Raw genomic sequence first — 13,662 nt, forward strand, 5'->3', positions numbered from 1 at the left:
AGGGCCGCGCTCACGCCGCCTCGACCAGCGAACGCAGCAGCTTGCCCATCCGGCTGGCCGAGGCGCGACCGGCGTCCAGGACCTCCTGGTGGTTCAGCGGCTGCCCGCTCAACCCGGCGGCCAGGTTCGTCACCAGCGACAGCCCGAACACCTCGGCGCCCTCGGCGCGGGCCGCGATGGCCTCCAGCACGGTCGACATCCCGACCAGGTCGACGCCGAGCCCGCGCAGCATCCGGATCTCCGCCGGCGTCTCGAAGTGCGGGCCCGGCAGGCCGGCGTACACGCCTTCCTCCAGCGAGGGATCGATGCTGCGGGCCAGTTCCCGCAGCCGCGGCGAGTACAGGTCGGTGAGGTCCACGAAGTTCGCGCCGACCAGCGGCGACCGCGCGGTCATGTTGACGTGGTCGCTGATCAGCACGGGCTGACCGACCTGCATGCCCTCGCGGATCCCGCCGGCGGCGTTGGTGAGCACGACCGTCCGGCAACCGGCGGCGATCGCGGTCCGCACGCCGTGCGCCACCGGATCGATGCCCTTGCCCTCGTACAGGTGCGTCCGCCCGAGCATGACCATCGCCCGCTTGTCGCCCACCTGCAACGACCAGATCTTGCCGCTGTGCCCGATCGCGCCCGGCGCGGCGAAGCCCGGCAGGTCGGACATGCTCAGCTCGGTGGTGGGCCGGCCGATCTCCTCGGCGGCGGGTTGCCAGCCGGAACCGAGCACGACGACCAGATCGTGGCGGTCGGTGCCGGTGATCTCGGCGAGCTTGGCGGCGGCCGCCTGCGCGGCGGCGGAAGGGTCGGAAGCAGTCGTAGAGGTCACGGCCGCGCAGCTTAGTCCGTACCAGGCCAGGACGAAGCCCGTTCAACACCGCACGAGCACGTGGAACTCGTTTCCAAGCTAGCTGGTCCGCAGGCTGCCCTGGATCTGGTCGAGTTCGCCGGTCGGCGCTTGGCTGCCCGGCGCCGTCACCCGCACGATCCACAGGTCGTTGCCGTGGCGGCTCAGCTCCGCCGCGGTACTGAGTCGCCGCTCCGGGCCCAGCTGGCTGAACTTGGACTTCTCGACCGTCGTGTACGCCAGCCGCTGCCGGTTGCTGCCGTCGGAGGAGCTGGACTCGACGGTCACCGCGTGATCCTGGCCCGCACCGGACTTCCGCAGCTCGTTCTCGTAGTCCGAGAACTCGTAGCCGGCGCCGAAGAAGCTGCCGTAGCGCTGGACGGCGATCTCGGTGGTGCCGTCCGGGGACACGAAGGACACGACCGCGCTGTTGGCGAAGTCGTTGCGCTCGCTGATGAACAGCCGCCAGCCGGGATCGCTCGGAGCCATGATGGTGAACTCGCCACCGCTCGGCGCGGCGGTGTGCTTCGCGACGTTGCGGTGCTCGGCCAGGTTCAGGCGCACCGCCGACGGTGCGGGCTCGACCTCCGGCTTCGCGGCTTCCGGCAGCACCGGCTTGCCCGCGATCACCCGGGTCGCGGCGAAGCCGCCGGCCATCGCGGCGGCGAAGAGCACGACCGCGGCGACGCCGAGCGCGAGCACCGCCAGCGGCGACGTGCGGCGCGGCTGCGGCGGCGGCTCCTTCAACGCGAACGGCGGCAGGCCGGGATTGCTGGCCAGGGGAGCCGAATCCGGCGCGGGCGCGGGCTTCGGCGCCGGCGGGGGCGACACCTGGTGCCGCACCTTCACCGTCGGCGCGTCCGGGTCCAGCAGCATCGAGAAGGGGCGGACGCCGGGCTCGGGCAGCAGGCGCTGGATCCGGCGGCGCGCCTCGGTCAGCGACATCCGCTGCGACGGATCCTTGACCATCAGGCCGCGGATGATGTCGCCGATCGGGCCGGGCCGGGTGGCCACCGGCACGGGGCCGCGCACCACCTCGGTCACGGTGGCCAGCGGGTCGTTGCTGACGTCGTAGGGCGTGCGCCCCTCGGCCGCGGCGAACATCGTCGCGCCGAGCCCCCACAGGTCGGCGACGGCGGTCACCCCCTGGCCCGCGGCGACCTCCGGGGCGATGAACGCCGGGGTGCCGAGCAGGATGCCGGTGCTGGTGAGGGTGTGCTCGGCGATGTTGCGGGAGATCCCGAAGTCGCTGACCTTGATCCGGCCGTCGTCGCCGATCAGCACGTTCCCGGGCTTGACGTCGCGGTGCACGATGCCCGCCCGGTGCGCGGCCTCCAGCCCGGCGGCGACGCCGTCGGCGATCACCGCCAGCTGGTGGTCGTCGAGAGCACCGTGCTTGCTGAGGATCGCGGCGAGGCTCTGCGACGGTACGAGCTCCATGACCACGAATGGCTCGCCGTCCTCGCGCGCCACGTCGTAGAGCGTCACGACGTTGGGATGCGACAGGACGGCGATGGCGCGGGCCTCCCGGAGCGCGCGCTCGCGCAACTCGGCGGCCTCCTCGTCCGGCATCCCCGGCGGGAGTTTGACCTCCTTGACCGCCACCTGCCGCCGCAGCAGCTCGTCCGTGCCGGACCACACGGTGCCCATCGCACCGCCGCCGAGCTTGCTGTCCAAGCGGTACCGGTTCCCGATCAACCGACCGGCGCCGGCCAGGGTGTCGGGTTCGTAGCTATCCGTGGGCACGACCATATTTTCCATGGTCGACGGCCCGGCATTGGCGGAACCGGTGAGGATCGTTGCTCAGCTGCGATGATTACCAGATTCGCCGAGATGATCACCCGCGGTATCCGTATCGGCGTTACGAAAAGTGAACAATCCCACGCCGACGGTCGTCCCGGCGGCACCCCCGATGCCGCCAAAGGTCATTTCGTCGCAACGAAAAACGGCCTCCCATCGGCCAATATGCCGTCTGGAGCTGACTGGCCCGAACTCATACATTTCGGATAAGTTGGGCTCCGAATCGGACCTCGCTGTACATCGGTGGCCCGAGCCTTCCTCAAGCCGATACGCGCAGCGGTTGCACTGCCGCGACGTCGATCGTCGCGGTGCGCCTGCGTCAACGGTGACGAACAATCCCGGTGGTCGGGAGTCGGCGGGTCCGGGTGACACGGACCAATCGTCGTCGAGGAGGTGCCCTTGCTCGCGTTCGTCATCGTGCACCTGCTGGTTGCTCTGGCGCTCCCGTTCCTCGCGCGGCGCAGCACCCGAGCCGCGTTCCTGACCGCGGCCGTCCCACCGGCCGCAGCGCTGGTCTGGGTGCTGGCGCAGGCGCAACCGGTGCTGACCGGGCAGGTGATCACCGAGACGGTCGCGTGGGCGCCGCTGATCGGGCTGGAGCTCAACTTCCGGCTGGACGCGCTCGGGCTCCTGATGACGGTGCTGGTCGCCGGCATCGGCTCGCTGGTGCTGATCTACTCCGACGCGTACTTCAGCCGCGGCGGGGGCGACGCGCGGCGGTCCGCGCCGCTGCTGCTGGCCTTCGCCGGCGCGATGCTGGGCCTGGTCTTCGCCGACGACCTGATCACCGTCTACGTCTTCTGGGAACTGACCACGATCTGCTCGTTCCTGCTGGTCGGGCAGGCCGGGATCAGCCGCGAGTCGCGGCGGTCCGCGCTGCAGGCCCTGATGATCACCAGCCTGGGCGGGCTGGTGATGCTGCTGGGCTTCGTCGTGCTCGGCGAGTCCGCGGGCACCTACCGGATCTCCGAGCTGATCGCGAACCCGCCCGGCGGCACGCCGGTCGCGGTGGCCGCGGTGCTGATCCTGGTCGGCGCGTTCACGAAGTCCGCGCAGGTGCCGTTCCACAACTGGTTGCCCGCCGCGATGGTGGCGCCGACGCCGATCAGCGCCTACCTGCACGCCGCGTCGATGGTCAAGGCCGGTGTGTTCCTGGTGGCCCGGCTGGGGCCGGTGTTCGCGGGCGTGCCGCAGTGGTGGCTGCCGACCGTGGTGTTCGGCCTGGCCACCATGCTGATGGGCGGCTGGCGGGCGCTGCACGAGTACGACCTGAAGAAGCTGCTCGCCTACGGCACGGTCAGCCAGCTCGGCTTCCTGATGGTGCTGCTCGGCACCGGCACCTACACCGCGGCGGTCGCCGGGACCGCGATGCTGCTGGCCCACGGCCTGTTCAAGGCGACGTTGTTCCTGGTCGTCGGCATCATCGACCACCAGACCGGCACCCGCGACATCCGCGAGCTGTCCGGGCTGGGCCGCCGGATGCCGTGGCTGGCGGTGATCGCGACGCTTGGCGTGGCGTCGATGGCGGGGCTGCCGCCGATGCTCGGCTTCGTCGGCAAGGAGGCGGCGTTCAGCGCCTACCTCGGCGGTTCCGGCCCGGAACCGCTGGTGGACGCGGTGCTGGTGGTCGGCTCGATGCTGACCGTCGCCTACAGCCTGCGGTTGCTGTGGGGCGCCTTCGCGGACAAGCGCGACATCGCGCCGACCGAGGCCAAACCGGCCAGTCCCGAGGCGCTGCTGCCCGCCGCGCTGCCCGCCGCCGCGGGCGTCCTGCTGGGCCTCAGCTACTCGGTCGTCGACAAGCTGACCAGCGCTTACGCCAGCGCCTTCCCGGCGGGGGCCGACCCGTACCACCTGGGGATCTGGCACGGCTGGACGCTGCCGCTGCTGCTGTCGGCGGTCGCCGTGACCGGCGGTGTCGCGCTGCACCTCGGGCGCACCCGCCTCACCGCGCTGCGCAACCGGCTGCCGCGGCCGCTGGACGCCCAGCGCGGGTACGAGCGGATCATGGCGCTGCTGGAGCGGGTCGCGGTCGGCGTCACCGGGCGCCTGCAGGTCGGTTCGCTGCCGACCTACCTCGGCATCATCCTGCTGACCGTGCTGGCGATCCCCGGTACGGCGCTGGTGATGCGGGCGAGCGTGCCGGAAGACCTGCGCGCCTACGACAACCTCCTGCAGCTGCCGCTGGCGATCGTGGTGATCGTCGCGGCGATCGCCGTGCTGCGCTCGCGGCGGCGGTTGACCGCGGTGCTGCTGGTCGGCGTCGTCGGCTACGGCATCGGTGGACTGTTCATCGTGGATGGCGGCCCGGACCTGGCGCTGGCGCAGTTCCTCGTCGAGACGCTGACGCTGGTGGCGTTCGTGTTCGTGCTCCGCCGGCTGCCGGTGCGCTTCACGCAGAGCGAAACTCCGACCACGAAGGCGCTGCGGCTGCCCAAGGCGATCATCGCGGGCGCGGCCGGGGTGTTCATCTCGCTGGCCGCGGTCATCTTCAGCGCGGCCCGCCAGGCGCCCCCGGAGGCCAGCGCCGAGTTCATCGCGAACTCCGAGAAGGGCGCCGGCGCGACCAACGTGGTCAACGCGATCATCGTCGACTTCCGCGCCTTCGACACCGTCGGCGAGATCGCGGTGCTCGCGGTCGCCGCGACCGGCGTCGCCAGCCTGATCCTGGCCTCCCGGCACGAACGCCGGAAACGCAGCACCCGCGCGGCGACCATGCCGCGGATCAAGACCCCGACCCTGGCCAAGCAGCAGGAGGAGGTGCGCGAATGACCTCGCCGACGAAGCCGAAACCGGCCTGGACTGCCTGGGACACCCCGAGCGAGCGGTGGCTGCTCTCCGGTTTCCCCCGCGAGGGGATGCAGCGGACCGTGCTGCTGGAGCTGGCGTCCCGGATCATCTTCCCGACGGTCCTGGTGCTGTCGATCTACCTGCTGTTCGCCGGGCACGACCGGGCCGGCGGCGGGTTCAGCGGCGGCCTGGTCGCCGGGCAGGCGTTCGTGCTGCGCTACCTGGCCGGTGGCCGGATGGACGACAGCGCCATCGTCTCGATGCGCCCGCCGGTGCTCATCGGCATCGGCCTGACCATCGCGACCACCTCCGCGTTCCTGCCGCTGCTGTTCGGCGGGCAGATCCTGGAGACCGCGATCTACAAGTTCGCGGTGCCGCTGCTCGGCGAGATCAAGTTCGTCACCAGCGTCCTGCTGGACACCGGGGTGTACGTCCTGATCGTCGGCGTGGTGCTGGACCTGCTGCGGACCCTGGGTGCGGGCATCGAAGCCGACGCCGAGGCGGCGGCCAGGGGGCAGCGATGACCATCAACCTGACCATGGCGGTCGTGCTCGCCGTGCTGTACTCGGTCGGCTTCTACCTGCTGATGCAGCGCTCGTTGATGCGGATCCTGCTGGGCATCGTGATCCTCGGCCACGGCTCGAACCTGCTGCTGCAGACCGCCGGCGGCCCGCCCGCCGGCGCCGCGATGATCGGCACCACGCCGCTGGACGAGATGGCCGATCCGCTGCCGCAGGCGATGGCGCTCACCGCGATCGTGATCACCTTCGCGCTGACCACCTTCCTGCTGGCGCTGGCGTACCGGTCGTGGACGCTGCTCGGCCACGACGAGGTCCGCGACGACGTGGAGGACCGGCGCATCCAGCGGATGGAACGCCGCCTGGAGGAATCCGAAGACGACAGCACCGAGGAACTGGCGAAGGAGGCTCGCGGGTTGGAGGCGGAACGGTGACGTCAGGCAAGCGGCGTCAGCCGCTTTCAACCACTTATGCAACTTGCACCGCCGCGGGTTCTCAGGGGTCGCCTCGCGAGGACAGCCCCGATGCCGCGTATTGGTCATACACAAATCGGGGATCCCACAGCGAGGCGGCGACCGTAACTCCCGCAGGGGGGCCGCCACCCGCACCGCTGAGCAAATCGACCCGAGCGGATATCAAGGAGGCCACTCAGTGACGGTCCTGGTGGCCCTGCCCGTTCTGCTTCCGCTGGCCGCTGCGGGACTGTCGTTGGCGTTGGGCCGGTTCGCCGACATCCAGCGCGCGCTCGGGGTCATCGTCCTCGGCGGGATCATCGCCGACGCCGCGGTGCTGCTGTACGTCGCGGACCGCTACGGCCCGGTGGTGCTGCAGATGGGCGCCTGGCCGGCGCCGTTCGGCATCACCCTGGTCGCGGACCGGCTCTCGGCGCTGCTGCTGGTGGTCTCGTCGGTGGTGACGTTCGCGGTGCTGATCTACTCGATCGGCCAGCGCATCACCGACTACGGCAGGCAGCGCTCCAGCACCACCTTCCACCCGATGTACCTGGTGCTGTGCGCGGGCGTGTCGCTGGCGTACCTCACCGGCGACCTGTTCAACCTGTTCGTCGCGTTCGAGATCATGCTGAGCTCGTCGTACGTGCTGATCACCCGGCGCACGACGGCCACGCGCATCCGCGCGGGCATGACCTACACGATCGTCAGCCTGGCGTCGTCGCTGCTGTTCATCACGATGATCGCGCTGGTGTACGCCTCCACCGGCACGGTCAACCTGGCCGACCTCGGCGAGAAGGTGCACCAGCTGCCGGACGGGTTGCAGATCGCGCTCGCGCTGCTGGTGGTGATCGTCTTCGGCGTGAAGGCGGCGATGGTGCCGCTGCACTTCTGGCTGCCGGACAGCTACCCGACGGCGCCAGCGCCGGTCACCGCGGTGTTCGCCGGCCTGCTGACCAAGGTCGGCATCTACGCGCTGATCCGCACCCAGACGCTGGTCTTCAGCCATTCCGAGAGCTGGAACCTGATGCTAGGCATCGCGCTGATCACCATGATCGTCGGCGCGCTGGGCGCGCTGGCCCAGAACGACCTCAACCGGCTGCTGTCCTTCCTGCTGGTCAGCCACATCGGGTACATGCTGTTCGGCCTCGGCGTCTACGACGTGATCGGGCTGACCGGGGTGATCCTCTACGTGGTGCACCACATCACCGTGCAGGCCACGTTGTTCCTGGTCAGCGGGTTGATCACGCGGCACACCGGCACGGTGGCGCTGACCAGGATGGGCGGGCTGGCAAAGGCGGCGCCGCTGATCGCGGTGCTGTTCGCGCTGCCCGCGCTGAGCCTGGCCGGGGTGCCGCCGTTCTCCGGCTTCGTCGCGAAGCTGGCGCTGCTGCAGGCCGGTGTCGGCGCGGGCACCTGGACGGCCTACGTGGTCACCGGCGGCGCGGTGCTGACCAGCCTGCTCACCCTGTACGCGATGGCGCGGGTGTGGACCCGGGCGTTCTGGGGCCAGGTCAAGGCGCCGGAGCCGGACCCGGATCCCACCGACGAGCTGGTCGTCGGCACGGCCACGTCGAACCGCCCGATGGTCGTCGCGACCGGCGTGCTGGTGGCGGCGAGCGTGGTGATCGCCCTGGTCGCGGGGCCGCTGGCCGACGTCAGCGGCCGGGCGGCGACGGACCTGATGCACGGCGAGACCTATCGGACCGCGGTGCTGGGAGGTGCTGCCGGTGAGTGAGCAGGCGATCGGCCGTCGCCGGCGGCTGCTGCAGCGGCTGCCGCTGGTGGCCTGGCTGACCCTGGTCTGGGTGATGCTGTGGGGCACCTTCGACCTGGGCACGCTGTTCTTCGGCCTGGTGGTGGCGCTGCTGGTGTCCACCATGTTCCCGCTGCCGCCGATCAACACCAACATCGTGGTGCGCCCGCTGCGGCTGCTGCAGCTCGTCGCCTACCTCGCGTGGGACCTGGTGAGCTCCACGGCGCGGGTGTCCTGGCAGGCGTTGACCCGCGGGCCGAACGCAAAGGCGGGCATAGTCGCGGTCACGCTGCAGACCGACTCCGACCACATCACCGCGATGGTCGCCAACGCGGTGTCGCTGGCGCCCGGCAAGTTCGTCCTGCAGATCGACCGGGTCAACCGGATCTGCTATGTCTACGCGCTCGGCATGCGGGCCGAGGACGTCGAGTCGGTGCGGCGCGAGGTGCTGGCCCTGGAGCGGCGGGTGGTGCAGGCGGTCGGCTCGGCGAACGAGGTGGCGCTGGTGAGCGGACAGGAGGGGTGAGCATGGCCTGGGTCTTCGCGGTCACCTTCGGCCTGCTGTGCGTGGCCGGCCTGCTGGTGGTCGTCCGGTTGCTGCGCGGCCGCACCACCCTGGACCGGATCGTGGCGGTCGACGTGTTCGTCACCCTGATCGTCGCCGGGACCTGCGTCGGCATGGGCTGGCTGGGCGACGGCTCGAACATCGCGTTGCTGGCCGCGTTCGCACTGCTCGCGTTCATCGGTTCGATCAGCGCGGCGCGGTTGATCGAGAAGAAGGAGCCGTACCGATGAGCTGGTTGGACGTGTTCTCCGCGGTGTGCCTGATCGGCGGCGCGTTGTCTTGCCTGCTCGGCGCGATCGGGTTGCTGAGCTTCCCGGACGTGACGGCGCGGCTGCAGGCGGCGACCAAGCCGCAGACCCTCGGGCTGATCCTGATCCTGATCGGCACCGCGGTGCAGCTCGACTTCGTCTACGCCTCGGGGCTGATCCTGGTCGGCCTGTTCCAGATGCTCACCGCGCCGGTGCTGGCGCAGCTCGTGGGCCGGGCGGCGTACCGCGCGGACAGCATGGACCGGAATTCGCTGGTGGTGGACGAGCTCGGCGACCGCATCGAGCAGGAGCGCCGGGTTCGCTGATCCGTTCGGCACTGCGCCGATCCGGCACAAGTCGCGCATGGCTGGTCACCCTCGGCGTCTAATATGATCAAATGGACCTGCACGAGTGACCACGCAAGAGTTACCGCTGACGTGTGATCAACGAACGCGGCGTAGGAGGGTGTGGAGCCATCATGTGGCGGACCGGCCGCGTGTTAGCTGGCCTTGCGATCGCGTTGTTCCTCTTGGTGGCGCCACCCGCGCTCGCGGCGGGCGAGACGGCACCGCCCGGCGCCTCGGTCGTCGTGCTGGCCCAAGATCCGGGCCAGCAGCCGGCGCCGCCCGCTCAGCCGCCGGCCTACGACAAGCAGCGCCTCGCTATCGGCGCCGCCGGAGTGGTGTTGATCGCACTGGTGCTGTTATCCCGCAAGGCGCGCAAGAAGCCGGTCTTGTTCGTCACGTGGAAGAAGAAGTAGTCGCCGATAAAACCGGCAGGGTGGTCGGTTTTTACGAGATTATTTCGGTGCTAATTCTCGCCATGGACTAGACCTGACGCCGAACCTGTGGGATTTTCACAACTGACTGAGTGCGCGGACCACATCCCTCGCCTGGGTAACGACGGTCCAGCGCGCCTGCGACGGGGTAGTAGCCCCCCACTGACGTGGGCCGGCACCGGGAAGCCCCCCGACCGGTGCCGGCCCACACCCTTTCCTGGTACGGCCTGCGCGACAGGTACTCCTCGACTTCCGGATGCGGTCACGCTGCGGTGTCGCGATGTCGGCTTCGTCGCCCGCTTTATCAATCGAAAGTGTGAGGAATAGGTTAGTCGGCTCCGGTCGATCTCCAATTTCTTCGGTTCCACCGAATCCGAACCACCCGTTCGTCGCAGTGTGACGACCGGTGGGCTCCCGACCTCGCGCCAGGCCCGCACCGGCGATCCGGATGATGCAGGATGGGCGCAAATGAGTACCGCTCCACACCCCTCCGCCGATCGTTCTGCCGCAGCGCGCTCCCACTGCCGCGACCGGGTGCAGCGCCACGAAGCGGAGCTGGTCGAGCTCTCCCGGAGCATCCACGCCGAGCCGGAGCTCGCGTTCGCCGAACACCGCAGCGCCGCCAAGGTCGCGGACCTGCTCGCCCGGCACGGCTTCGCCGTCCGAACCCCGGTCGCCGGCCTCGACACCGCGCTCGTCGCCGAATCGGGCAGCGGCGAACTGGTGGTCGGCATCTGCGCGGAGTACGACGCGCTGCCGGAGGTCGGCCACGCCTGCGGGCACAACGTCATCGCCGCGGCCGGCGTCGGTGCCGCGCTCGCGCTGGCGGGAATCGCCGACGATCTCGGCATCACGGTGCGGCTGATCGGCACCCCGGCCGAGGAGACCGGCGGCGGCAAGGTGCTGATGCTGGAGCGCGGCGTCTTCGACGGTGTCGCGATGGCGATGATGGTGCATCCCGGCCCGGAAGAGGTCTGCCGGCCGACCTCGCTGGCCATCACCGATCTCGAAGTCCGCTACACCGGCCGCGCGGCGCACGCCGCCGCGTCCCCGGAACTAGGCGTCAACGCGGCCGACGCGTTGACGGTCGCGCAGGTCGCAGTCGGCCTGCTCCGTCAGCACCTCGAGCCCCGGCAAATGGTGCACGGTATCGTTACCGCAGGTGGCGCGGCGCCGAACATCGTTGCCGCGCACACCGCGGCGGTCTACAACCTGCGTGCGGCCGAAGCGCGCTCCCTGCAGCGCCTGGAGAACCGTATTCGGGCCTGCTTCGAGGCGGGCGCGACGGCGACCGGATGTGAGCACGAAGTCGTGCAGATCTCTCCGGTTTACGCGGAGCTGAACCCCGACGGCTGGCTGTCGGAGGTGTACGGCCGCGCGATCACCGAGCTCGGGCGTGAACCGCTCGACCGGGGCGAAGAGCAGGGCCCGGTAATCGGCAGCACCGACATGGGCAACGTGACCCAGGCCTTGCCCGCGATCCATCCGATGATCGCGGTGGACTGCGGCGACGCGGTCAACCACCAGGCGGAATTCGCCGCGGCCTGCGCGACACCGGCCGCGGATCGCGCGGTGCTCGACGCAGCGCTGGCGATGGCCTGGACCGCAGTGGCCGCCGCTTTGGACGGCGCGCAACGCGATCGCCTGCTGGCGGCCGCGCGCGACCGGTCGGCTCGGAGTTCTTCGGAACAGATCTGCACGTCGGGAGGCGTGGCGTGACCGTGGTGGATTCTCGTGGCCCGGACCCGGGTCAGTCCCCGAACGGCGGTTCGGCGGTGGAAGACGTGGATTGGGAAGCGGCGGAGCGTTCCGCCGTGGCCCAGGGCACTCTCGTGGCGGCAGGTGCGGACGGGCCGAGTGCGCCCATCGGCAGCACCATGTCCAGCGTGGGGTCCGGTGCGGAATCCGCCGTGGTCGACCTCGGCGCTGGTCGTGGACCATCCTGGCTGGATGCCTGGCTGGACGCCAACGCGCATCGAGTGGTGGCCTGGCGGCGGCACATCCACGCCTACCCGGAGCTCTCCCGCGCCGAGCACAAGACCACCGCGTTCCTCGCCGAGCGGCTCACCCGCGCGGGCCTGCGCCCGCGGATGCTGCCGGTGGGCACCGGCCTGGTCTGCGACATCGGGGAGGCGCGGCCCGGCCAGCGCACCGTGGCGCTGCGGGCCGACATCGACGCGCTGCCGCTGAGCGAGACCACCGGACTGCCCTACGCGTCCACAGTGGACGGCGTCGCGCACGCCTGCGGGCACGACGCGCACACCACGGTCGCGCTGGGCGCCGCGCTGGCGCTGGCCGCCGCGCCGAGCCTGCCCGGCCGGGTGCGGGTGGTCTTCCAGCCGGCGGAAGAGGTGATGCCCGGCGGCGCCCTGGACGTGCTGGCCGCCGGTGCCCTCGACGACGTGGACCGGATCTTCGGGCTGCACTGCGACCCGCGCCTGCTGGTGGGGCAGGTCGGAGCCCGGGTCGGGGCGATCACGTCGGCGGCCGACCTGCTGGAGCTCCGGCTGACCTCGCCGGGCGGGCACACCTCGCGCCCGCACCTGACTGCGGACCTGGTGCACGCGCTGGGCACCGTCATCACGGGCCTGCCGACGCTGCTGTCGCGCCGCGTCGATCCGCGCACCGGAACCGTCCTGACCTGGGGTGCGGTGCACGCGGGCGAGGCGCCGAACGCCATTCCGCAGGACGGCGTGCTGACCGGGACGTTGCGCACGGGCGACCGCGACACCTGGGCGAAGCTGGAGCCGTTGGTGCACGAGCTCGTGCACAACCTGCTGTCGCCGTTGGGCGTCGGGTTCGACCTGCAGCACCGCCGCGGCGTGCCGCCAGTGGTGAACGACGCGGAGAGCACCGAGCTGCTGCGAGCCGGGATCGCCGCCGGTCTCGGCGAGGACGCCCTGGCCAGCACCCCGCAGTCGTCCGGCGGGGAGGACTTCGGCTGGTACCTGGAGCACGTGCCGGGCTCGTTCGCGAGGCTGGGCGTCCACTCCGGGGTGGGCCGGGTCAAGGACCTGCACCAGCCGACGTTCGCGCTGGACGAGCGGGCCCTGTTCGTGGGCGTCCGAGCGATGGTGAACACCGCCCTGATCAGCCTGGAGCGCTGAGATCGCGGCCGTCCGGCGGGCACTGTCCGCCGGACGGCCGGGTCGGCGGGCTCCTGCACCTGGTTCGCGGCTGAGTCCACCCGAATGAGGTGTATCCGCTCGCTGCTGTATCTGTTCGCGGGGTTCCCGCCTCTTTAATGGCATGACCGCGAACATCATCTCTCCCGAAATGCGGCCGCCGGTGGCCGTCGAATCCGACGTGCCGGGAGGCTGGCCGCAGTCCTCGCTGCACGGTGCCATGACCCGCCGCGACGCGGAGCAGGCGCTCGGTCGTGCGGAGGTTGCGGCCGGACTGGCCGCAGGCGACTGGGTGGAGCCTTGGTACGGGGTCGTCGTCCCGGCCACCCGCGTCCACGACCCGCTGACCCGAGCGGCGGCCGCGCTGCTGCGCGCCGGGCCGCACGCCGTGCTGTCCGGCGCCACCGCAGTGGCGATGCACGGCTGCGATCTCGCCGCCGACGGCATGGTGCACGTGACCATTCCCTACGACCGCGAGCTCCGGTCCCAGCCGGATCTCGTCATCCACCAGGCCTGGGTCAGGGAGTGCGACGTCGTCGAGCTCGACGGGCTGCGCACCCAGGCGCTGGACGTCGCCATCTGCGAACTGCTGTGCACCGGTGAGCAGCGGTCGGCGCTGGATTGCCTGGAGCAGGCGCTCGCCCAGCTCGGCGAAGCCGCCGAGCGCTTCCGGGCGCTCGTCGCCGAACGGCTCGCCCGGCGCAGGGATCGCCGGGGCACCAGGCGGGCCACGGCCCTGCTCCAACTCGCGTGGTCCAGGCCTCGCGGCGTGCTGGTCGGAGGTGTGCGATGAGC

13 protein-coding genes are annotated in these 13,662 nt (G+C 70.7%); 11 read left to right on the forward strand and 2 right to left on the reverse strand.

Annotated elements, in window-relative coordinates; genetic code table 11:
• Positions 1–10: 10 nt before the first annotated feature.
• Positions 11–820: a purine-nucleoside phosphorylase gene (locus E1288_RS14510; RefSeq protein ID WP_132485241.1), complete on the reverse strand. Its 810-nt coding sequence runs from the start codon at positions 818–820 to the stop codon at positions 11–13.
• A gap of 78 nt (positions 821–898) precedes the next feature.
• Positions 899–2,590, reverse strand: coding sequence for a serine/threonine-protein kinase (locus E1288_RS14515; protein ID WP_132485243.1), 1,692 nt, complete (start codon positions 2,588–2,590; stop codon positions 899–901).
• Positions 2,591–3,031: 441 nt separating this feature from the next.
• Between E1288_RS14515 and mbhE the strand changes: the two genes are divergently transcribed.
• From mbhE to E1288_RS14570, 11 genes are all read left to right on the forward strand, one after another.
• Positions 3,032–5,410, forward strand: coding sequence for a hydrogen gas-evolving membrane-bound hydrogenase subunit E (mbhE, locus tag E1288_RS14520; protein WP_235883552.1), 2,379 nt, complete (start codon positions 3,032–3,034; stop codon positions 5,408–5,410).
• Positions 5,407–5,952 carry an MnhB domain-containing protein gene (locus E1288_RS14525; protein ID WP_132485247.1) on the forward strand — a complete coding sequence of 182 codons (546 nt, stop codon included), beginning with the start codon at positions 5,407–5,409 and terminating at the stop codon, positions 5,950–5,952. The genes mbhE and E1288_RS14525 overlap by 4 nt, the downstream gene beginning before the upstream one ends.
• The gene (locus tag E1288_RS14530; RefSeq protein ID WP_132485249.1) at positions 5,949–6,380 is read left to right on the forward strand and encodes a Na(+)/H(+) antiporter subunit C; all 432 of its coding nucleotides are present in this window, start codon (positions 5,949–5,951) and stop codon (positions 6,378–6,380) included. Before E1288_RS14525 ends, E1288_RS14530 begins: the two co-directional genes overlap by 4 nt.
• 217 nt (positions 6,381–6,597) lie before the next feature.
• Complete coding sequence (locus E1288_RS14535) at positions 6,598–8,133, forward strand: Na+/H+ antiporter subunit D (RefSeq protein ID WP_132485251.1); 1,536 nt, start codon at positions 6,598–6,600, stop codon at positions 8,131–8,133.
• Positions 8,126–8,677, forward strand: coding sequence for a Na+/H+ antiporter subunit E (locus E1288_RS14540; RefSeq protein WP_235883553.1), 552 nt, complete (start codon positions 8,126–8,128; stop codon positions 8,675–8,677). Before E1288_RS14535 ends, E1288_RS14540 begins: the two co-directional genes overlap by 8 nt.
• A 2-nt stretch (positions 8,678–8,679) precedes the next feature.
• Positions 8,680–8,946 (forward strand): monovalent cation/H+ antiporter complex subunit F, encoded by a 267-nt coding sequence (locus E1288_RS14545; RefSeq protein WP_132485253.1) that lies wholly within the window; start codon positions 8,680–8,682, stop codon positions 8,944–8,946.
• Entirely contained in the window at positions 8,943–9,290 is a 348-nt protein-coding gene (gene mnhG, locus E1288_RS14550) for a monovalent cation/H(+) antiporter subunit G (protein ID WP_132485255.1), read from the forward strand. Before E1288_RS14545 ends, mnhG begins: the two co-directional genes overlap by 4 nt.
• A 152-nt stretch (positions 9,291–9,442) precedes the next feature.
• Entirely contained in the window at positions 9,443–9,724 is a 282-nt protein-coding gene (locus E1288_RS14555; RefSeq protein ID WP_132485257.1) for a hypothetical protein, read from the forward strand.
• Between the two features lie 486 nt (positions 9,725–10,210).
• On the forward strand, positions 10,211–11,461 hold the full coding sequence (locus E1288_RS14560) for a M20 family metallopeptidase (protein ID WP_132485259.1): 1,251 nt from the start codon (positions 10,211–10,213) through the stop codon (positions 11,459–11,461).
• Complete coding sequence (locus E1288_RS14565) at positions 11,458–12,849, forward strand: amidohydrolase (RefSeq protein ID WP_408013375.1); 1,392 nt, start codon at positions 11,458–11,460, stop codon at positions 12,847–12,849. The genes E1288_RS14560 and E1288_RS14565 overlap by 4 nt, the downstream gene beginning before the upstream one ends.
• Before the next feature lie 142 nt (positions 12,850–12,991).
• Positions 12,992–13,660, forward strand: a complete 669-nt coding sequence (locus tag E1288_RS14570; protein WP_207954349.1) for a hypothetical protein — start codon at positions 12,992–12,994, stop codon at positions 13,658–13,660.
• Positions 13,661–13,662 lie beyond the last annotated feature (2 nt).

Source organism: Saccharopolyspora elongata, assembly GCF_004348985.1.
GTDB lineage: Bacteria > Actinomycetota > Actinomycetes > Mycobacteriales > Pseudonocardiaceae > Saccharopolyspora > Saccharopolyspora elongata.

Bases quoted from the DNA above. Each gene is read 5' to 3' on its own strand.
- E1288_RS14515 (WP_132485243.1), bottom strand. From the start codon at position 2,590: ATGGTCGTGCCCACGGATAGCTACGAACCCGACACCCTGGCCGGCGCC.
- E1288_RS14525 (WP_132485247.1), top strand. From the start codon at position 5,407: ATGACCTCGCCGACGAAGCCGAAACCGGCCTGGACTGCCTGGGACACC.
- E1288_RS14530 (WP_132485249.1), top strand. From the start codon at position 5,949: ATGACCATCAACCTGACCATGGCGGTCGTGCTCGCCGTGCTGTACTCG.
- E1288_RS14545 (WP_132485253.1), top strand. From the start codon at position 8,680: ATGGCCTGGGTCTTCGCGGTCACCTTCGGCCTGCTGTGCGTGGCCGGC.
- mnhG (WP_132485255.1), top strand. From the start codon at position 8,943: ATGAGCTGGTTGGACGTGTTCTCCGCGGTGTGCCTGATCGGCGGCGCG.
- E1288_RS14555 (WP_132485257.1), top strand. From the start codon at position 9,443: ATGTGGCGGACCGGCCGCGTGTTAGCTGGCCTTGCGATCGCGTTGTTC.
- E1288_RS14560 (WP_132485259.1), top strand. From the start codon at position 10,211: ATGAGTACCGCTCCACACCCCTCCGCCGATCGTTCTGCCGCAGCGCGC.
- E1288_RS14570 (WP_207954349.1), top strand. From the start codon at position 12,992: ATGACCGCGAACATCATCTCTCCCGAAATGCGGCCGCCGGTGGCCGTC.